Consider the following 20,554-nt stretch of genomic DNA (forward strand, 5'->3'; position numbering starts at 1 on the left):
ATTCAGACACGATTCAGAATCGTTTCCAAGTTGTGTGACGCACAGGCACCCTCCATCGCAAAAGTCAGCCGAACCGTTTGAGGGCGGCGAGTGTTTTCGCACGGTTGGCGCGTAGTTCGGGGTTCTCGAGCAGCCGGTAGGTGAGCACGTCGAGGAAGAACAGGCTCGAGAGCTGGGTGTTGATGAACTTTTCATCTTCCGCGAGCGCATGATCCGCGACGAAGACGATGTCATCGGCGAGATCGGTCAATTCCTCGGCACCGCTAGTCGTGACGACGATCAGACGGGCGCCGTTCTCTTTCGCCTGCCGCGCCGCCGAGAGGACGCTCTGCGTTTTGCCCGTGTATGAAAAGCACATCAGGACGTCCGCTTCACTCAGCAGCGCACTGCGCATGACCATCGTATGTGCGTCCGTCACAGCGGCTGAGTCCATGCCCATCCGTTCCACGCGGCTGTTGAACTCCCGCGCGATCAGTCCAGAGTTCCCGACACCGCAAAACAATACCCGCCGTGCAAGCCGCAGCTGTTCGGCGATGCGGCTAATTTGCCCAATCTCGAGGAACTGCTGCGTCGAATGGATGATCGATTCGTACAGGTCCGTCACGTGCATGATCTCCCCGTCGTTCATCCGCCGGTCTGCGGAGGCATCCATCAGGGCATACTTCAGCTGCTGGAAGCTGTCGAACTGCATCCGCTTGCAGAACCGGGTGATGCTCGACGGGGACACGTCGATCTCCCCCGCGAGGTCGGTGATGGATTTCTGCGCGACCTGCTTGTCCTCCAGCAGATAGCCCGCAATCTTCCGGTCATTGTCCGTAAAGGCTGCACTGTACTTCTGCAGCCGGTTTTTAAAGTCCATGTGAGATCCCCTCTATCGTAATACCGTTTTTTCCATGATAGCACAGAGACGGCCGCCTGTTCGGGCATCACCGGCTTGTTGACAAGTTGCAAATAGTTTGATATTATTTAAAAAACTTTTTCAGGATGGTGAATGAAAATGAAAAACCTTTTCGGCAAGGCGCAGCAATTCGGCAAATCGTTCATGCTGCCCATCGCGATCCTGCCTGCTGCCGGTCTTCTCCTCGGCATCGGCGGCGCGCTGTCCAATCCGAATACAATCCTCTCGTACCCGTTTCTGGATCAGACGCTGCTGCAGGCGATCTTCACAATCATGAGCAGCGCGGGCAGCATCGTCTTCGCGAACCTGCCCGTCATCTTCGCCGTCGGAATCGCCATCGGGCTCGCCCGTGCCGACAAAGGGACGGCCGCACTCGCTGCACTCGTCGGCTACTTGGTCATGAACGCGACCATCAACGCCATCCTCGTCATCTCCGGCACGCTTGCGGAAGATAACCTGTCCGCCGTCGGCCAAGGGACCGCCCTCGGCATCCAGACGCTCGAAATGGGCGTCTTCGGCGGGATCCTCGTCGGCATCATGGCAGGACTCCTGCACAACCGGTTCAACAAGATCGAATTGCCGCAGTATCTCGGCTTCTTCGGCGGCTCGCGCTTCATCCCGATCATCACAGCATTTTCATCCATCATCCTCGGCGCAATCATGTACGTCGTCTGGCCGCTGTTCCAGAATATGATCGCAGAAGCCGGCAGCCTCGTGAACGCGACAGGCGTCATCGGCACGTTCCTGTACGGATTCATACTGCGGATGCTCGGACCATTCGGACTGCACCATATCTTCTACCTGCCGTTCTGGCAGACAGGTCTCGGCGGCTCACTCGAAGTCGGCGGACGCCTCGTACAGGGAACGCAGAACATTTTCTTCGCACAGCTGAGCGATCCGTCTACGACCCGGTACTTCGAAGGCACGTCCCGCTTCATGTCCGGACGGTTCATCACGATGATGTTCGGTCTTCTCGGGGCTGCGCTTGCGATTTACCATACTGCGAAGCCTGAGCACAAAAAGGTCGTCGGCGGGCTCATGCTGTCCGCAGCGCTGACGTCCTTCCTGACAGGCATCACCGAGCCACTCGAGTTCTCGTTCCTGTTCGTCGCACCGGTCCTGTACCTGATCCACGCTATCTTCGACGGACTCGCGTTCATGATGGCGGACATCTTCAACATCACGATCGGCCAGACATTCTCCGGCGGCTTCATCGACTTCATCCTCTTCGGGGTGCTGCAGGGCGAAGCGAAGACCAACTGGATGTTCGTCATCCCGATCGGCATCGTCTGGTTCTTCCTGTACTATTTCGTCTTCAAATTCCTCATCCGGAAGTTCAACTTCAAAACCCCCGGCCGGGAAGATGAAAAACTGGTTGAAGCCGGCGACACGGCACCTTCCATCGATCCGCAGGGCAGCCGTCCGCACCAGATCATCGATGCATTCGGCGGCAGCGGCAACATCCTCGACCTCGACAACTGTGCTACGCGGCTGCGGGTCACCGTCAAAGACCCTGCGCTCGTCGACCAGGACGCCTTCAAGCCGACCGGCAGCAAAGGCGTCATCATGAACGGAACCGGCGTCCAGGTCGTCTACGGACCGCAAGTCTCGATCATTAAAAACGAAGTGGAAGAGGAGCTGGAACGATGAAAAATACTTCATTGAAACTGCCATCCGATTTGATCGTCTCCTGCCAGGCGCTCGAAGACGAACCGCTGCACTCGTCCTTCATCATGAGTAAAATGGCCCTCGCTGCCGCACAGGGCGGTGCTAAGGGCATCCGCGCCAACACCGCTGACGACATCCGCGCCATCCGGCAGGAAGTCGACCTGCCCATCATCGGCATCGTCAAACGCGACTACGCGGGCTCGGACGTCTACATCACCCCGACCCGCAAAGAAGTCACGGAACTTCTCGAATGCGGCTGCGACGTCATCGCGATGGACGCCACACTCGCTGCCCGTCCCGCCGAAACGCTCGAGGAACTGGTCGCCTTCGTCCGCACCGGGTCCCCCGGCATCGAACTGATGGCCGACATTGCAACAGCCGAGGAAGCCGTCCGCGCCGAACAGCTCGGATTTGATTACATCGGCACCACCCTGCACGGCTACACCGCCGACACCGCAGGCCGCAAACTGTACCACGACGACTTCGCGTTCCTGAAAGAAGTGATCCGTTCAGTGCGCGTCCCCGTCATCGCAGAAGGCAACATTGAAACGCCCGCTATGCTCAAACAAGCATTCGACCTCGGCGCATACGCAGCCGTCGTCGGCGGTGCCATCACCCGCCCGCGCGACATCACAAAAAAATTCGCCCAAGAACTGCACAGCTGATCAAAAAAGGTGCCTGTGCGTCACACAATTCAGACACGATTCAGAATCGTTTCCAAGTTGTGTGATGCACAGGCACCGTTCATTTTCCGGCAGCGAGCCGTTTGCCGAACTTATTCCGGTACATATCATCATCCGCCTCACGGAACAGCTCCGCCATCATTCCCGCCGAACTCGCGACACCCGCCACCCCGAGGGACATATGGATCTTCTGTCCCCGTTGCATCCCGTTGTACGCATCGAGAGCCTCCCCGAGCCTGTCCGCCAGCTGCGACGTACGCTGCCGTGCGCCATCTCCCGTCAGCAGGAGGGTGAACTCATCCCCGCCGATCCGCGCGATCTCCGCACCGCCGTCCACCGTCTCCTCCAGGAAACGGGCTGTCCGTTTCAGCAGATCATCCCCCGCAACATGACCGAGCAAGTCGTTCAGCTGCTTCAGCTTATCGACATCACAGAGGATGAGTCCCGCTTCCGTATCGATCTTCTGATCATACCGCCGGAACAACGAATCGAAATAGGTCCGGTTGTGCACACCTGTCAGCGAATCATAGTTCGCCTGATACTCGAGCTGCCGCTGCCGTTCCATCCGCTCATCGATATTGCGCGTCACTCCCTGCAGCGCCACCATGCGACCGTCCTCGTAGATCGGCGTCATCCGCTCTTCGAACCAGTGGTAATTGCCGTCCCGGTCGCGCCAACGCTGGATGATCATCTCGCCATAATCGATGCCGTCATTCACTTTCCGCATCATTTCCTCCAGGTCATCAGGATGCACAAGCTCGAACGGAACCGACGGATCGCTCAGCGCCGCCTCCACCGTCCCCTCACCCAAATACAGATCCATCGCCGGACTCAAATAGATGAACTTCCACTCCGGCTCGATTTGGAAATGATAGATGACATCCTTCGAATTCTCCAGCAGCCCTTCGAAATTCCGCTCCTGCACATCATCACGCCGTTCCGGAACCGGTTCTGACCGGCGCCCGAACACCTTCCGCAAAAAGGTAACCACTTCCACCTACCTCCTTCACCTGCACACCCAAACTCATCTCATATCCTCCAGTATACCCCAAAAACCGGTGCCTGTGCGCCACACAATTCAGACACCATTCAGAATCGTTTCCAAATTGCGTCACACACAGGCACCCACACAATCAAAAGACCGCACGCAGCGGATAGGTTCCCCCCCTCCGCTTCCGTGCAGTCCCTCTATTCAATCAAATATTCTGCCTCACACCGTCACTTCGCCATTTCCTTCACAACATCGATCGTAAACTCCGCCCCGTACTTCCCGGCAGTTTCCAAGTCCTCAATGTCGTCATCCGTCACTTCAGAATTCGAAATGGTCCGGAGAGAAAGATAAGGAACATCCATTAAGTGCGTAACCTGGGCAACCGCGAACGCCTCCATCTCCTCCCCACTCGTCCTGAAATTCTCATGGAACCACTGGATGCGGTCGATCTCCCGATTCCACCAATCCGCACTTCCAATCACGCCTTCCACGACATTTCCATGCTCATACTCGCCGGCTGCACGTTTAGCAGCCTCAATGAGTTCAGGGTCACTCGGCAGCGTCGTGTACTCCTTCGCCTCTCCATCCTTCTCCCGTAACTTCGTCGACATGTGAATCCACTTCTCAGGCGCCATTCCCTGCCCGTCATCCAGATGCTCCGAACGGAAACTGCCAATATTCACGACTTCCGTCCCGATCACCGTATCGAACACATGGATATCCGGATCATGCCCACCGGCAGTCCCTTGGTTAATAACCGCTTTCGGATGATAGTTCTCAATCAAAAGAGTCGTCGATGCCGCCGCATTCACCATTCCAACTTCCGTCCGGGAAACGACAATCGGAATCCCTTCAATCTCTCCTATGTAAAACGAATAATTGCCGTGCTTCTCTTCCTTATACTCACCCATCGCCTTCAAAAACTCCGAAACTTCCACGTCCATCGCACCCTGTACCGCAATCGGCGGTTCTATTTTTGCAGCCGCCCCCTTCTCTCCAGCGACCGGTTCATCCGCCTTCGCCGAACAGCCCACGAGCAAAACGAATACCAACACAACGTTCGCCAATACCTTCATTCTACTTAACATCCGATCATCTCCTTTATCTTTCCCAATAAAAATACACGAACGATTGTTAAATAAATATTTATATCGTTCGCATTTAGAAAGATACTAGACTGAAAGATATTTGACAAGCTCAGATCAGACATCCGTAAAAAATGCGTATAAATTGCTACTTTATCCAACAAGGCCATTTGGCGTGCAAAGTATATTAAAAACCTCCCCGGACAACAGTCATAACAATGACCGATGTCCGGGAAGGCACCCGATTAACTAAAACAACAAAGGAATTTGTTCGATCAACGTTTTCACACCAAGAATCGCCATAACGATGACAACAATCACGCCGCCAATGGTCAGCCATAACGGATGCTTGTATTCGCTGCCTACAATGTTTTTCTTATAAGCTGCAATCAGCAGTGTTCCAAGCGCAAGCGGAAGGATCAATGCATTCAATGCACCTACGATGATCAATATGTTGACTGGTCGTCCGACAAACGCAAACGTCGCAGTCGATACGACGATGAACAGAATGATGATCCAGTTATGGTATTTTTCGATGACAGGACTGAACGATCGGATGAACGACACAGATGTATAGGCCGCTCCGACTACCGACGTAATCGCTGCAATCCACATGACCACACCAAACATACGTAGTCCGAGCTCTCCCGCTCCGAGTTGGAATACGGATGCCGGAGGATTCGCCGGATCAATAGCAAGACCTTTTGAGACAACACCGAGAACCGCCAGAAACAGAGCCACACGTATAATTCCCGTCACAGCAATACCTATAACCGAACTTTTAGTCACATACGGAATTGAGTCGATTCCTTTTACGCCAGCGTCCAGCAGCCTGTGTCCACCCGCAAAGGTAATGTATCCGCCTACAGTTCCTCCGACCAATGTGACAATTGCAAAGAAACTGATTTGACTGGGTGCCACCGTATTCACGAGTGCTTCACCAATCGGCGGAGACGTCTTGAAAGCCACGAATGCAATCATGACAATCATCAGCAAACCCGCCACAGCCACGATACGATCCATTACCTTACCAGCTTCTTTAACTACAAAAATGATAATGGCGAAAAGCGCACTGATGACAGCGCCAAAAACCGGATCAATTCCGATCATTGCATTCAAACCAAGACCCGCTCCAGCGACGTTCCCGATATTGAACGCGAGGCCTCCTGCCACGATCAGAACTGCGAGGACGACACCGAGTCCTGGCATAACTTTATTCGCAATTTCCTGTCCGCGCAGTCCGGATACAGCGATGACACGCCAGACGTTCATCTGGGCGAAAACGTCCAACAACAGAGAAATCAGTATAACAAAAGCGAAACTTGCAGCAAGTTGTTCCGTGAAAACGGTCGTCTGTGTTAGGAAACCTGGACCGACAGATGACGTCGCCATGAGGAACGCAGCGCCCAACAGGACACCCCGCGTAACTGTCGCTGGATTCTGATTTACGTTCAACTTGTTATTACTCATTTCGCTGCCTCCCTGTCAATGAAAGGTGCAATCGTAATAGACTCTTCATTCAATCGGCCTGCTATGTATTCAGCAAACTCCACCGCATGCTCTCCGTCTCCATGCAGACACACAGTATCCGCCCGCAGCGGCACGTCCGTCTGCTGCTGTGACATGACCATGCCGTCACTCACCATCCGTACGACTTGATCGGCAGCCTTCACCCGATCGACCAGCAGGGCATCCGGCTGTGAACGAGGCGTCAGCGAACCATCTGACTGATATGTCCGGTCGGCGAACACTTCATGTGCGACTTGCAGCCCAATTTCTTCTCCCGCCTTCGTCAGCTCACTTCCCGCCAGTCCGAAGAGGATCAACTTTGGCGAGACATCATAAACCGCCTGGGCAACCGCCCGGGCGAGTTCCGGATCCTTGGACGCCATCTGATAAAGCGCGCCATGCGGCTTCACGTGCTGCATCGTTTCTCCGCAGACCGATAAAAACGCCTGCAATGCTCCTATCTGGTATACGACCATGTCATATCCTTCCTGCGGCGTGATTGCCAAGTTCCGCCGGCCAAACCCGACCAGATCCGGCAGCCCTGGATGAGCACCGATACGAACTCCATTTTCAATCGCCAGTTCCACCGTCTCCCGCATGACGGACGGGTCTCCCGCATGGAACCCGCACGCCACATTAGCCGACGTGACATATTTCAGGATTTCCGCCTGCTCCCCGAGTGTGTACCGTCCGAAGCTCTCCCCTAGGTCACTATTCAAATCCACTCTCTTCATCTGCTGTCCCTCCGATAGTTATAGGAATAAGTAAGCGGTTACAAACAAGATTGTTCCGCATTTCGGAACCGAAGTTCTGAACTTGAATCATAGTTTAGCACAAACCAACCATTATGAATACCATGTATTCTGAAAACGTAAATTATTTGAACAAGTGTCGCGTAGAACCTTGTATTTTCACAACAGCAATCTATAATGGGAAGTAGTTTCGCAATGCAAATAGTTGGTTCCGCATTTAGGAACTTGAGGAGGGAAACCTATGACTCAACACACTCTACTGACCATACAGCCACTCGGAGATTCCGCTGTGACCATCACACTCGGTCAAGGCATTCATCCCGAGGTGCATCAGAAAGTGAAGGGCTTATCACGTGCCCTAGAAGAGCAGCCGTTCGACGGGATGATTGAAACAGTCCCTTCCTACAACAAACTGACCGTCTACTATTCACCGTTTGAGGTGTACCGCAGTCAATCAGCAACTCTTGGGACGACTGCGTTCGAAATGGTGACGAAATACATACAGTGCATCTCAGAAACGATACACGAGACAGCCGCAGCCAAAGGACGACTCATCGAATTGCCCGTTCTGTACGGCGGATATGCGGGACCCGACTTGGCATTCGTCGCGCAACACAACGGCCTCTCCATCGAGGAGGTCATCGACATTCATGCGAATGGAGAGTACCTCGTCTACATGATCGGTTTCGCCCCCGGGTTCCCGTTCCTAGGCGGCATGGATGAGAAGATCGCGACTCCAAGGAAAGAAACGCCTCGTACGGCAATCCCGGCCGGCTCTGTCGGCATTGCAGGAATGCAGACTGGTGTCTACCCTTTGAAAACGCCGGGTGGATGGCAGATTATAGGACATACGCCAACACCCCTCTTCCTCCCTGAACTTTCACCGCCTTCTTACTTACAGGCAGGCGATCGAGTTAAATTCAGGCCCGTGACGGAAATCGAGTATAAACAGCTGAAGAAGGTGACATCATGACTATCCTCGTACTCGACGGCGGCCTCCTCACAACCGTCCAGGATCTGGGTAGAAATGGATCCCAAAAATTCGGCGTCATTGTAAGCGGTGCCATGGATACGTATTCCACTCGAATTGCAAACTTGCTCGTTGGGAACCAGCAAGATGAAGCCGTGCTGGAAATCACATTAGTCGGTACTAAACTGGAGTTCGAGAAAGATACCGTCATCTCCCTGACTGGTGCTGACTTACAGGCGAAATTGAATGAGGAGACAATCGCTATGTGGCGCCCGGTCACCGTAAAAAAAGGGGACATCCTAACATGCGGTTTTGCTATCGAGGGGTGCCGTGCCTATTTAGCTTTGGCTGGCGGAGTGGATGTACCCGTGGTCATGGGAAGCAAGAGCACGTATATGGCAGCCGGCATTGGCGGCTTTGAAGGACGTCCCTTGCAACAAGGCGACTGTGTTTCCACCGGATCCTGCCAGACAGATACTGAAGAGATGATCAATCGGATCATCCACCGTAGCACACCAGCAACCTGGTCTGTACCTGCTTCCTCTCTTATTAAGCTGCACAAGAACCAAACCATTCGGTTCCTCCGAGGTTCGGAATACGATGCATTCGCCGAAGAAAGCCGGAAAGCATTCATCACAGAAAGCTACACGCTCACACCGCAGTCCAACCGGATGGGTGTCCGGCTGGAAGGGCCGCCCGTGCAGCTGAAAGAAAAGCTTGAACTGCTGTCAGAAGGGGTTACCTACGGAACAATCCAGATTCCTCCGAACGGGAAACCGATCGTACTTATGGCAGACCGTCAGACAACGGGCGGTTACCCAAAAATCGGCCAAGTCATCACTGCTGACCTATCAAGCCTGGCCCAATGCAAACCCGGTGACTCTGTCCAGTTCATAGAAGTGACACTGGAAGATGCAGAAGCCGAATTGCTTCGTAAAGAAAAGCTGATCGAAGAAATTCAAATAGGAATTAAACAAAAAATGCTGGACACCTAAAACTCCCGTTCGATGCGATTCGACAGTTGAATCGCATCAAACGGGAGCTCATTCATTCCATATAACCGAGCTGCCGGGATATCTCCAAAGCCGCCCCTTTCACTTTAGGAATAAGCAGTTCCACTTGCTCGGGCTGGTAGTTTGCTTCTATACCTGCAATACTGATGCCAGCAAGGATGTCTCCGTTGAAATTGAAAATCGGTGCCGCCAGGGCGGACGTGTGGTTTTCGAGTTCTGAGTGGCTGAGCGTATACCCCGTCTCCCTCGTTTCCTGAATCGTCTTCCATAAAAGGGCCGGATCAGTCATCGTACCGTTTGCATACTGCTGAAACTCTTCCCGTTCAAAATACTCGGTGATGAACGCATCTGACAGATGAGAAAGGATCACGCGCGAGCACGCACCTGCATACAGCGGGCTGCTTCTTCCAATTGCGGTGTAGAGACGCACTTTCTGGAACCGATCGATTTTCTCCACATAGATTGCCTCGTCATCCTGCCGCACAATCAAGTTGATCGCTTCCTTCGTCTCCGCATGCAGCCGCTCCATTATCGGATACGCAACCTGCCGGAGATCCAGCCGTTTCGACACAAGGCTCCCATATTGCAGGAACAACAAGCCGAGCCGATACCGTGTATCTGCCCCCTTTTCGAGGAACTTCATTTCTTCCAGGGAAGTCAACATCCGATAGACCGAAGACTTCGGCACCCCAGACAGTTCAATGATTTCCTGAAACGTCAATGCCGGATGCTCCACAAACAAGTTCAAAATATCCAGCGAACGGACAACCGTCTTGTTTTTCGCACTCATGTTAACCCCTGCTTTCAGCATTCCATATAAGGGATGCCTATTTGTTGCATCCATTGTAGCATAGCCGCTTGAAGAGAAGTGCATCCTCAGAGAGTTAAAAGGTACCTGTGCGCCACACAATTCAGACACGATTCAGAATCGTGTTCAAGTTGTGTGACACACAGGTACCCAATCCCCCAGGCACCCGATCCTCAAAAGAGACTGTCCAGCGACGGTCTCTTTTGGTTTGCTCAGCGAATAAATGGTGTACCTATGAAAATACTACGCCTGCCTCGTAATTGAATACTTTACTCCTGTTTAGTTTAGTGAGAAAATAGGCTTAGTTACTCATCCTAAATTACTTGAATTTATTTTCCAATAGACACAAAGTAACAAATTTACATTATTGCAAGATGAATACTGGAATATATCGTGAAAAATAATGAGGGGGCGTCCATGACAATGAAAAATGAAGCGGGCCTGACACTGGTCGAGATTTTGGCAGCACTCGTCATCCTCGGCATCATTTTCGTAAGTTTCATGACCATCTTCCCTAAGATGAACCATTTCAACGAGCGGACGGAGTCCAAGCTGGTGACGATGAATCTAGCGAAGCAGGAACTGGCTGAACTGAAGGAGTCTCCCTCCCTGCTGACATCCGAGCGCAAACTAAAAAACAGCACCACTGCCGAGCCTTACGAAACATATGACTTCTCCCAGGCGGATTACATCGTCGAAGTCGACTGCTACGACACCCAACCGGGAAGCAAGCCGAACTACACATGCAGCGACCCGGCAAAAGAGCCGAGGCTGCACAGAATGCATATCCGGGTAAAGGAAAACGGAAAGGTAACGAGCGAGTCTTTCGGATATTTGGAAATCAGGTAGGGAGGGGACGGCCATGCATAGACAGGAAGACGGTATGACGTTAGTGGAAGTCCTGGCGGTGCTTGTGCTTGTTTCATTAGTGACCGGGATCATCTGGTCCGTCATTTCGATCGCAACGAAATTCAATATTTCCGAGACGTCCACGCTGCGCCTGCAACAGGAAGCGAATTACATCATCGCCGACCTGCAGCAAGTGCACCGCCATTGCGAGAGCTACCAGCTGACAATCTCACGGGATGAAGTCAGTGTTGCGGAATGCAAAAACGAAGCCGGTCAATACTTGGATACCTATAACAAAGTGGTCAGTGATCAGTTCCATTACCGGTATGAAAACAGCGGGACGTCCCCATATGTCAACCGGACGTATCGCCCGCAGCAAGAAAACCTGGAGCTGCCCGACTTCGCCGTCATCGACCCGGTTAAAAAAGGCGGCCGGGAGAAGGCGGTCACCGTACCGACCACGATCACCCGATACCTGACAGAACAGCGGCAAGCACCGAAATGAGGAAGGGAGTTGACGTCATGAGCCGAAACCGGAACGAACAGGGATACGCGCTGCTAATCGTGCTGTTCGCTATTGTCTTCATCACCGTCCTGACTGCCGTGTTCATGCGCGGCGCGCTCAGCAATGCCATGCAAGAGCAGACGCTGGATAAAGATAACCTGGTCGTCGTCTCTGCGGAAGCCGGCGTGGACTTCTATACGTGGAACTTGAAGCAGCTTTACAACGAGGATCAGCTGGAAGCGAAGTTCAACCGGCTCGTGAACGAGTACATCAGTGCCAAACTGCCCGTCAACTATGAAGCCATCCAGGACACCATCGTAACTGACTTCCAGACAGCGTTAACAGCAAAAGCGGCCAGCTTGAAAGCCATCCAGGAAACCGAACTGTTCAGCAAATACACCCACAAGCTCAGGGCAGCGACAGTGAAAAAAGAGAACCAAGACGGGACAGTCTACTTGCTCGTCGACGGTACTGTCAGAGGCAAATACCCGACAGACAGCGGGGACAAAACTAATGACCTGCAGTTCGAGCTGCGCTTCACATTCCCGAAAGTGTTCACAGCAGACAGCGGTACTCCCCCGAAGCCCGGCGCCGGGACCGGGAGCCTCGTCACGATGCCGACGCTGAAAACGCCCAAGCCCCCTGCTGAACCTGTCATTCCCGCTGCCATCAGCAGACCTGCCGCAGAATGCCGGCCAGCCGGCAATTCGATCGAGAACCAGCAGCACTGCCGCCAGTCGGGCATCAGCGAAGCAAACTATAAGATCAACAAATCAGGCGTCTATATCGATAACACGGTGAACTCATGGGGAAACGTCCACATTGAAAATTCATCCATGAATATCCGCGGCAACTTCACGCCGGCCAGCTTCCTGCTGGAAGATACGAAGATGGCTGTGGCCGGATCCATCACGGCGTATCAGTCCATTACTATAAACAAATCGAAACTCCAAGCAGCTGAACTGAACAATAGCGGAGGCACGGCAAAGATATCCAACACGGACATGGACATCACCGGGAAACTCACCTTCCAAAAATCGGACGTCGAAAACTCGATCATCCGTACAAATACCTACCAAGCAAACAACGAAGCAAGTTTCAACAATACCGATCTCCGTGTCAAAACCAAGTACCAATCGGGAGGTGCCCGTTTTTCGAACTCGCGTATCGAAATCGGTGAAACGATGAACTTCGGGGGCGGCCTCTTCTACGCGGAAGGCTCGAGTGTCAACATACACGGAGACGCTGCAGCCGCAAACGGTTCCCAAATCTACAACTCACTGGTGAAAATCGGCGGAAGCCTGACGCACACATCGACCCCGTTCCTGTCCAAAAACTCGGATATCCTGATCGGCGGAAAAGTCAGCGCAACCAATGGAACGGACTTCGAACACGTCAATATGATCGTCCAAGGCGGATATACCGCCAATGTGTACTTCAAACTGGACAACACGAAACTCGCCATCAGCAGCGCGCTATCCCTCACGAACGGCGGAAATCTGGAGAACAGCCTGCTCACCGCCGGTGGCATCTCATCCTCTACGCCGCTGAAACTGGACAATTCCATCATGGCGACCGACTCGTTGAACGCAGACATCCTGCGCCTGGATAACTCGCAAGTATGCGCCAAAGAGCTCTCCGTCCGGGACTTGGGAATGGTCGGCAGCAGCAAGATCTATTACCAGACACAATCATCCAAACCGGCCCACACCGGCAACAATCTGATCAAACTGACACCGGAAGACTACGGCAAGAAATGCGGCATCCAGACCGGCCAAACACCCGAAGCCCCCGGAACCATCGACTGGAAAGCCCCCATCGTCGACAAAGTGACCTATTAAAAAGGTGCCTGTGCGCCACACAACTCAGACACGATTCTGAATCGTGTCGAAGTTGTGTATCACACAGGCACCAGTTTTTCCGATTACCCCTAGATCAAAACGGATTCGTCGCAATCAGCGAAGCAGACTTCGTATAAACCCGCGGATTCAGCTTCAGCTGGCTGACGATCACTTCCGCGATGTCCTCCGCCTGGATCGTTTTCGTCTCATCGTTCTCCTTGATCAGATCCAGATCCATCGCGAGGTCCGTCGCCACCGTGCTCGGCGCCAATGAAGACACACGGATGTTATTCCGGCGGACTTCCTGTGCGAGCGACTCGGTGAATCCGATCACTGCGAACTTCGATGCGCTATACGCACTCGACGTCGCGGAACCATTCAGCCCGCTCGTCGAAGCGATATTGATAATATCCCCGCTGTTCTTCTCGACTAGCTGCGGCAGTACCGCGCGTGTCACATAATACGTCCCCATCACGTTCACATCCAAGATCCGTTTCCACTCCGCCGGGTCCATCTCGAGGACTTTGCCGAACGACGCAATACCCGCGTTATTGATTAGAATATCCGCCGTGCCGAGCTTGTCCGTCAGCTCAGCAACCGCTTTCTCCGCTTCTTCCTGCGAAGCGACATCCGCCACCGCATAGGCCGATTTCACGCCGAGCGATTCAATTTCCGCCGTCACTTCCTTCAGCGCAGACTCCGTTCTCGCCAGCAGTCCGACATGGACGCCCTCTTTCGCCAGCACGACCGCCGTCGCCTTCCCGATGCCCCGCGCACCTCCTGTAACGAACGCCACTTTCCCCTGCAATGATTGCGCCATCAGACAAACCCCTTTCCAGTACTCACTATGGTGATATCCAGTATACAGCATCCGAACGACCATTCAAAAAAGGGTGCCTGTGCGTCACACAATTCAGACACGATTCAGAATCGTTTCCAAGTTGTTTGCTGCATAGGCACCTGCCCTCTCGGACATTACGGAAGGTCCTAGCCTTTTTCAGAAGACAGCACTCATTCATCGGGGTCATTTAATGCGTCTAAATATTCGTCAAGGTTGCCATCAATGATCGGCTGAGCCATCGCCTCTTTCTTCATCTCATCCAGCACCCTTCGGATATCCTTTTTGGTAACGGCTAACTTATCCATCAATTCTTGTCCAACGTAACCTTGCTTTGTCAAATCATTCAAAATACAAGCAGTGAAATCACCTTCTTTTATGTCCACCAAGTTTTCAGTAATTTCTACCCCAGTTTTTTCATCCATATTCTCACCCCTAAAATCCACAGGCTCTTAAATACTTTCATGATTAGTGAATCGGCATTTAAATTAAAAGGCTTGCAGTCTCCTAACCCCATCTTATTCACTCACACTGTCCATCACTTTCTCGTACCTCTCAAATTCCGCATCTTCCATGTCGCCATTCATCTGCAGCAGGAACAGTCCCTTTTCGTACGTGTGGGAGTAGAACATCGGACCGGACTCACCAAGCGTCACGTAATATTCTTTTGCTTTGTCCAACCCATCTTTGTCTTTAAAGCGGAACAGCCTTCCACCCGCGTCCTCACCGAGCGACGGCACCAGGATCCGCTTCCCCTCCTCGCGTGTATCCCCGAATTCTTTCTTCTCAAGATCTGTCACGTCACCGACTTCCAGACCTTCCTCCTTGAACGCAGCGATGACATCCTCCGCTGTCAGTTCCTGAACCGACATTTCCTGCCGCTCTTCTTTTTCCGGAGCAGTCGTTTTCGGCTCGGCCGTATTGTCACCAGCTTCCCTGTCACTGGCAGTCTTATCCTTATCTCCACATGCCGATACCATTAGTACCCCTGACAGTGCCAAGAGCCCGAACAGTCTCTTCAAAATGATTCTCCTCCCTGCATTACATATCCATCTCTAAATTCCTAGGTCAGTAATATCTCGTCTCTCTACTGCTCCTGTATCCTATCCGCCAGCTTTAAAACCCCCATCCTCATAGGGCCAACTGTCTATTTCTGAAAAGCGCGTGCCTATGCGCCACACATTTCAGACACTATCCCCCATCCTTTCTAGGTTATATATCACTCTAGCACTACCCTACCTAGGAATACACCTTCCAATTTCCCACTCACCTTCCAGACAATCTGTTATACTAGGTCCACAAACTAAGAGGAGGTTTTTGAATGAAGAAGATCACCATGCTCCTGTTGTCCGTTGCACTCGTCCTCGGTATCATCACCCCTGCCGCCAGCGCCGCGACAGACTTCACGGACGTGAACAAATCGACCTCGTTCTACAGCGAGATCCAGTTCCTGGTCGACAATGAAATCATCAGCGGCTATTACGACGGCAGCTTCAAACCACAGAAGAACGTGACACGCGGTGAGGCAGCCATCATGATCGGCCGGATGATGGAATTGGACGGCACGAAACGCGCCACCAAATTCAAAGACGTCCCGAAATCCCATTCCGGAAGCGGCTACATCGCAAGCGCCGTCAGTGAAGGCGTCATCTCCGGCTATCCGGACGGCACCTTCCGCCCGAACCAGCAGATCTCACGCGGCGACATGGCAATCATCCTCGCCCGCGCGTTCGACCTGAACTTCCAGCCTCACTACAAGTTCAGTGACGTGACACCCGGCATGAAAGCGTACCACCCTGTACTCGGCTTGGCGGCCGAATCGATCACGACCGGCTATGCGAACGGCACATTCAAACCGCATGACGCCATCACCCGCGGCCAGTTCTCCGCATTCCTTGCACGCGGCCTGAGTCCTGTCTACAAACAGAAAGCCGCACTGCCCGGCGGCTACGCGCTCAACATGACGAAGCAGTACACGTATGCGGAGGAAGGCGGCGATGTCGTCCACACGTACAAATACGTCTCCGGCACCATGAACGGCATGCCGCTCGGCTTCATGTGGGAAGCGAAACGCACGAAAGACGGCAGCATCGTCCATTACATGCAGTTCGAGAACAGATCGAGCCTCGCCACCGGCTTCCCGTACTCGGACATCACCATCGACCTGCAATACCCGGCCATCCTCAACAAAACGTGGCAGTCGTATCAGAACGTCAATGAAAAGATCACCAAAGTGAACACGACCGTCACCACGCCGTACAAAACGTTCACCAACGGTATCGAAGTGACAAGTTCCAACGGCTACAAGAGCTACTATGTGCCGAATGTCGGACAGGTGAAAACGATCGATCCGTCCGGCAAAACCGTCAGCCAGCTGAAATCGATCAAGTGAATCCAGCACTACGGAAAATCTGCGGCCGGATTGTCGGCTGCAGATTTTTTCATTCAAATAGCGGTACCAGCAAATAACGGTACCTGTGCGTCACGCAATTCAAACACGATTCAGAATTGTTCCGGATTTTTGTATCACACAGGCACCGCTTTTCCACCTTTTCCACGGAAGCGAGTTGAGATGCCAATGACGAGTTCCCTCCATACGAAAACCATCCTGTCCCGTGCGCTGATAAGACACTGTTCGCGCAAGAGCTTCGACAAGGTGAGCATCACGGACCTGACCGAGGAATGCGGCCTGACGCGGCAGGCGTTCTATTACCATTTCGCCGACAAGCAGGAGCTCCTCGAATGGACCTACCAAGTGGACGTGTTCACATACCTCATGCACAACATCAGCCTGGACAATTGGAATACGCAAGTGCTGCACATGCTGCAGGGCATCAAAGAAAAAGACAGGTTCTACTACCATACGACGTCGTCCGACCAGTCGATCATCGCCGCCTGCTTCCTGTCCGTCACCGAGAAACTGTTCCACAAACTGTTCGAAAAGCTGGATGACCAGGGCTTAGTCAGCCAGAAAGACCAGAACTTTTACGCCCGCTTCTTCTCGTACGGGTGCTGCGGGATATTGGTCGATTGGATCCTGACGGGCTTCAAGGAATCGGAGGAGGACATCGCCGGACAGCTGAACCGGATCATGGTGGACATCCGTTTCTTCTCGAAAAAGGCAGCTCTCCGATAAATTCCGGCACGTTTTTTGACAATTCGTGTGACTTGTCAAAAAGAATCGGATCTTCGTTTGTACTCCCGGACCGTTTCACCTACCATTCTAGGTAACAAGCGGAAAGGAACACTTCTTCTCCGCTTCCACTATGAAATGGAGGGCTTTACAATGAGGTATACGAATGGCAACTACGAAGCGTTTGCACGTCCCCGAAAACCGGAAGGCGCAGACCGGGTCTCTGCGTATATCGTCGGCGGCGGGCTGGCCGGCATGTCAGCCGCAGCATTCCTCGTCCGTGACGGGCAAGTGGACGGCGATCGGATTCACATTCTGGAGGAGCTGCCGGTTTCAGGCGGTTCGCTGGACGGGAAAGTGGCGTCGCGGGACGGGTTCGTCGTGCGGGGCGGCCGGGAGATGGAAGCACATTTCGAGTGCCTGTGGGACATGTTCCGCTCGGTTCCGTCCCTTGAGACGGAGAACGCCTCGGTTCTGGATGAATTCTACTGGCTCGATCACGACGATCCGAATTCATCCAACTGCCGGATGATCCATAACCGGGGGGAACGCGTCGCGGATGACGGGGATTTCACCCTCACGAAAAAAGCGCAGAAGGAACTCGTGGAACTGTTCATGACGACAGAAGACGAACTGGAAGGCAAGCAGATCGACGACGTATTCGGCGAGGAGTTTTTCGAGTCGAATTTCTGGCTGTACTGGTGTTCAATGTTCGCGTTCGAAAAGTGGCATTCTGCCATCGAAATGCGTCGCTACGTCATGCGCTTCATCCACCATATCAAAGGACTGCCCGACTTCACGGCACTGAAATTCACGCGCTACAACCAATATGAATCACTCGTCAAGCCGCTCGTTTCCTACTTGAAATCGCACGGGGTCCGTTTCGAGCATGACACGACCGTCCGGAACGTGCTCGTCGACTTCGAGGGCGGCACGAAAACCGCCCGCAAGCTCCTGCTGACACAGGAAGGAGCCGACAAGGAAATCGATCTGACGGAAGAGGATCTTGTCTTCGTCACGAACGGCTCCATCACGGAGAGCACGACGGAAGGCGATCACCATACCCCGGCACCGGTCACACACGAACCCGGCGGCAGCTGGACACTGTGGGAGAACCTGGCCGCACAATCGCCCGAGTTCGGGAACCCCGGTGTCTTCTATAAAAACCTGCCGGACCGCAGCTGGTTCGTCTCCGCGACCGTGACCTGGAAAAACGAGGAGATCGCTCCGTACCTCGAAGGCCTGACCAAGCGCAAACTGCACACCGGCCGGATCGTCAGCGGCGGCATCATCACCATCAAAGACTCGAACTGGCTGATGAGCTTCGCCACCCACCGCCAGCCGCACTTCAAAGAGCAGCCGGCAGACGAGAACCTGACATGGGTCTACGGCCTGCTGTCCGATGTGCCCGGGAACTACATCAAAAAGCCGATCGAACAGTGCACCGGGGAGGAAATCGCCCAGGAGCTGCTGTACCACCTCGGCGTCCCCCTCACCGACATCGACCGGATGGCCAAGGAATCCTGCATCGTCATCCCGACGTACATGCCGTTCATCACGTCATACTTCATGGTGAGGAAATCCGGAGACCGCCCGCTCGTCGTGCCGAACGGCTCCAAGAACCTGGCGTTCATCGGCAACTTCGCCGAAACCGAACGCGACACCGTCTTCACGACCGAATACTCCGTCCGGACAGCGATGGAAGCCGTATACCAGCTGCTGGACATCGAACGCGGCGTGCCCGAAGTGTTCGCCTCCGCTTACGATGTGCGGATGCTGGCTCAGGCCGTCTACTACCTGTCCGACCGGAAAAAGATCGACGAAATGGACATGCCCTTCGTCGAACGGAAACTGGCGGAGAAATTCGTCAAAAAAATCGACAACACCTATATCAGCGACGTCCTCAAAGACGCCCGCCTGATCTGATCCCCCTCCACACAAAGGACAGCACCGAAAAGCCTTCAGCCCCCAACCGGGACTGAAGGCTTTTCTCATTATGGTATCCGTTTCAATACGGTACCTGTCAATACGGTGCCTGTGCGCCACACAATTCAGACACGATTCAGAATCGTGTCGAAGTTGTGTGCTGCACAGGCACCTCTTTTATGCATGGCTTATCCATCCCGCCACTTTTCCAGCTTCTCCATAGCAAGGTCATATGTTTTTTGTGAAATTTCCGGAAGCTCTCCGCCGAGTGCTTTCTTCGCTTCATTGAAACCGTCCTCGATCGCACCTTTCAGCAAGTCGAATTTGCTTTTATCCCCTCCTGAAATGGCATTTGCGAATTCAACTATGCTGTCACTGAGCTTTTCCGGGCTCAGCGGCCCTCCCTCACCAATGGCAGACTGTGCTTCCGTGCGCGCCTGTTCATCGACAATGATCTCTTTGTTCCCCGTGACTGCCTCGTCCATCGTGATTCCCTGCCGTTCAAGAAGCTGACGGACGATGTTCATCAGATTCTCATGGACCCTCTCACTTTCCGCCTTCAATCGATCAATTGCCGACATATCCGGTTTCCCCGTCGGTTTCTCGTAACCGATGCTCGTTTCCGGCTGGGACGGAATATATTGATCCACTTGCCCGCCCGGTGCTTTTTCACTTTTCTTCAAAGCATCTCCTTTACTGTTCTGGTCATTTGCAGTTTTTTGAGTAGAAGTTTGCCCGGCTTTGTACGCAAGCGGATCGGGTGTGATCTTCATACTGATTCCTCCATTCTTTCAGTGATAAAGCGCTTGCGGCAGCCACCGGGATCGCCAATCGGCACCCGCCACCCGCGCTGAATCTCCACAAACTGTAGTATTTAACCATTACCCTGTACTCAACTGCCATAACCTTCTCAAGGCACCCCCTTCAGCTGGTACCCACTAGCGTTGCATAGCTGGAAATAATAGTAACATTTCGATTGGAAGACCTAACGAGAAAATCTTGCATAAACGCAAAAAAGCTCCTAATGTAGGTAGGGATGACGACTAAATCAGTTCCCTACACTATAAAAGGAGCAATACTCATGA

At 53.2% G+C, this 20,554-nt stretch carries 20 protein-coding genes; 10 read left to right on the plus strand and 10 right to left on the minus strand.

Annotation, left to right across the window (positions count from 1 at the left end):
* Positions 1 to 64: 64 nt before the first annotated feature.
* Complete coding sequence (locus NFU03_RS14960) at positions 65 to 859, minus strand: MurR/RpiR family transcriptional regulator (protein WP_251639925.1); 795 nt, start codon at positions 857 to 859, stop codon at positions 65 to 67.
* 138 nt (positions 860 to 997) lie between these two features.
* On the opposite strand from NFU03_RS14960, the gene NFU03_RS14965 reads away from it, so the two are divergent.
* Together NFU03_RS14965 and NFU03_RS14970 are read left to right on the plus strand one after the other, a co-directional pair.
* Positions 998 to 2,548, plus strand: a complete 1,551-nt coding sequence (locus NFU03_RS14965; RefSeq protein ID WP_251639926.1) for a maltose/glucose-specific PTS transporter subunit IIC — start codon at positions 998 to 1,000, stop codon at positions 2,546 to 2,548.
* Complete coding sequence (locus NFU03_RS14970; RefSeq protein ID WP_251639927.1) at positions 2,545 to 3,231, plus strand: N-acetylmannosamine-6-phosphate 2-epimerase; 687 nt, start codon at positions 2,545 to 2,547, stop codon at positions 3,229 to 3,231. Before NFU03_RS14965 ends, NFU03_RS14970 begins: the two co-directional genes overlap by 4 nt.
* A gap of 79 nt (positions 3,232 to 3,310) precedes the next feature.
* Here NFU03_RS14970 and NFU03_RS14975 read toward each other — a convergent pair whose 3' ends face one another.
* The 4 genes from NFU03_RS14975 to NFU03_RS14990 all read right to left on the minus strand — a co-directional run bounded on the left by NFU03_RS14975 (position 3,311) and on the right by NFU03_RS14990 (position 7,568).
* On the minus strand, positions 3,311 to 4,240 hold the full coding sequence (locus NFU03_RS14975; protein ID WP_251639928.1) for a sensor domain-containing diguanylate cyclase: 930 nt from the start codon (positions 4,238 to 4,240) through the stop codon (positions 3,311 to 3,313).
* A 227-nt stretch (positions 4,241 to 4,467) separates the two neighbouring features.
* Entirely contained in the window at positions 4,468 to 5,328 is an 861-nt protein-coding gene (locus NFU03_RS14980; protein ID WP_251639929.1) for a 5'-methylthioadenosine/S-adenosylhomocysteine nucleosidase, read from the minus strand.
* A 246-nt stretch (positions 5,329 to 5,574) separates the two neighbouring features.
* Positions 5,575 to 6,795 (minus strand): NRAMP family divalent metal transporter, encoded by a 1,221-nt coding sequence (locus tag NFU03_RS14985; protein WP_251639930.1) that lies wholly within the window; start codon positions 6,793 to 6,795, stop codon positions 5,575 to 5,577.
* Entirely contained in the window at positions 6,792 to 7,568 is a 777-nt protein-coding gene (locus tag NFU03_RS14990; RefSeq protein ID WP_251639931.1) for a LamB/YcsF family protein, read from the minus strand. Before NFU03_RS14990 ends, NFU03_RS14985 begins: the two co-directional genes overlap by 4 nt.
* A gap of 259 nt (positions 7,569 to 7,827) precedes the next feature.
* Here NFU03_RS14990 and pxpB point away from each other — a divergent pair, with 259 nt between their 5' ends.
* The gene (gene pxpB, locus NFU03_RS14995) at positions 7,828 to 8,559 is read left to right on the plus strand and encodes a 5-oxoprolinase subunit PxpB (RefSeq protein WP_251639932.1); all 732 of its coding nucleotides are present in this window, start codon (positions 7,828 to 7,830) and stop codon (positions 8,557 to 8,559) included.
* Positions 8,556 to 9,551, plus strand: coding sequence for a 5-oxoprolinase subunit C family protein (locus tag NFU03_RS15000; RefSeq protein ID WP_251639933.1), 996 nt, complete (start codon positions 8,556 to 8,558; stop codon positions 9,549 to 9,551). Before pxpB ends, NFU03_RS15000 begins: the two co-directional genes overlap by 4 nt.
* 52 nt (positions 9,552 to 9,603) lie before the next feature.
* Here the strand turns inward: NFU03_RS15000 and NFU03_RS15005 are convergent, their stop codons facing one another.
* The gene (locus NFU03_RS15005; protein ID WP_251639934.1) at positions 9,604 to 10,359 is read right to left on the minus strand and encodes an IclR family transcriptional regulator; all 756 of its coding nucleotides are present in this window, start codon (positions 10,357 to 10,359) and stop codon (positions 9,604 to 9,606) included.
* 435 nt (positions 10,360 to 10,794) lie between these two features.
* Between NFU03_RS15005 and NFU03_RS15010 the strand changes: the two genes are divergently transcribed.
* Genes NFU03_RS15010 through NFU03_RS15020 form a run of 3 tightly spaced genes read left to right on the plus strand, consistent with a single transcriptional unit; the run spans position 10,795 to position 13,572 of the window.
* Positions 10,795 to 11,226, plus strand: a complete 432-nt coding sequence (locus NFU03_RS15010) for a type IV pilus modification PilV family protein (RefSeq protein ID WP_251639935.1) — start codon at positions 10,795 to 10,797, stop codon at positions 11,224 to 11,226.
* A gap of 13 nt (positions 11,227 to 11,239) precedes the next feature.
* Positions 11,240 to 11,731 (plus strand): prepilin-type N-terminal cleavage/methylation domain-containing protein, encoded by a 492-nt coding sequence (locus NFU03_RS15015; RefSeq protein WP_251639936.1) that lies wholly within the window; start codon positions 11,240 to 11,242, stop codon positions 11,729 to 11,731.
* Positions 11,732 to 11,748: 17 nt separating this feature from the next.
* Entirely contained in the window at positions 11,749 to 13,572 is a 1,824-nt protein-coding gene (locus NFU03_RS15020; protein ID WP_251639937.1) for a hypothetical protein, read from the plus strand.
* A 94-nt stretch (positions 13,573 to 13,666) separates the two neighbouring features.
* Here NFU03_RS15020 and NFU03_RS15025 read toward each other — a convergent pair whose 3' ends face one another.
* From NFU03_RS15025 to NFU03_RS15035, 3 genes are all read right to left on the minus strand, one after another.
* Entirely contained in the window at positions 13,667 to 14,392 is a 726-nt protein-coding gene (locus NFU03_RS15025; RefSeq protein ID WP_251639938.1) for a 3-ketoacyl-ACP reductase, read from the minus strand.
* Between the two features lie 191 nt (positions 14,393 to 14,583).
* Complete coding sequence (locus NFU03_RS15030; protein WP_251639939.1) at positions 14,584 to 14,835, minus strand: hypothetical protein; 252 nt, start codon at positions 14,833 to 14,835, stop codon at positions 14,584 to 14,586.
* 93 nt (positions 14,836 to 14,928) lie between these two features.
* Positions 14,929 to 15,390: a stress protein gene (locus NFU03_RS15035; protein WP_251639943.1), complete on the minus strand. Its 462-nt coding sequence runs from the start codon at positions 15,388 to 15,390 to the stop codon at positions 14,929 to 14,931.
* A 341-nt stretch (positions 15,391 to 15,731) separates the two neighbouring features.
* Between NFU03_RS15035 and NFU03_RS15040 the strand changes: the two genes are divergently transcribed.
* The 3 genes from NFU03_RS15040 (at position 15,732) to NFU03_RS15050 (ending at position 19,469) form a co-directional block, all read left to right on the plus strand.
* A complete protein-coding gene (locus NFU03_RS15040; protein ID WP_251639940.1) occupies positions 15,732 to 16,802 on the plus strand; it encodes an S-layer homology domain-containing protein in 1,071 nt (356 codons plus the stop codon).
* A gap of 180 nt (positions 16,803 to 16,982) precedes the next feature.
* Entirely contained in the window at positions 16,983 to 17,546 is a 564-nt protein-coding gene (locus NFU03_RS15045) for a TetR/AcrR family transcriptional regulator (protein WP_398290525.1), read from the plus strand.
* 150 nt (positions 17,547 to 17,696) lie between these two features.
* Positions 17,697 to 19,469: an oleate hydratase gene (locus NFU03_RS15050; RefSeq protein WP_251639941.1), complete on the plus strand. Its 1,773-nt coding sequence runs from the start codon at positions 17,697 to 17,699 to the stop codon at positions 19,467 to 19,469.
* Between the two features lie 188 nt (positions 19,470 to 19,657).
* On the opposite strand, the gene NFU03_RS15055 is transcribed toward NFU03_RS15050, so the two are convergent.
* Positions 19,658 to 20,242: a hypothetical protein gene (locus NFU03_RS15055; RefSeq protein WP_251639942.1), complete on the minus strand. Its 585-nt coding sequence runs from the start codon at positions 20,240 to 20,242 to the stop codon at positions 19,658 to 19,660.
* Positions 20,243 to 20,554: the final 312 nt, after the last annotated feature.

The organism is Sporosarcina sp. NCCP-2716 (genome assembly GCF_023707985.1).
Taxonomy (GTDB): Bacteria; Bacillota; Bacilli; order Bacillales_A; family Planococcaceae; genus Sporosarcina.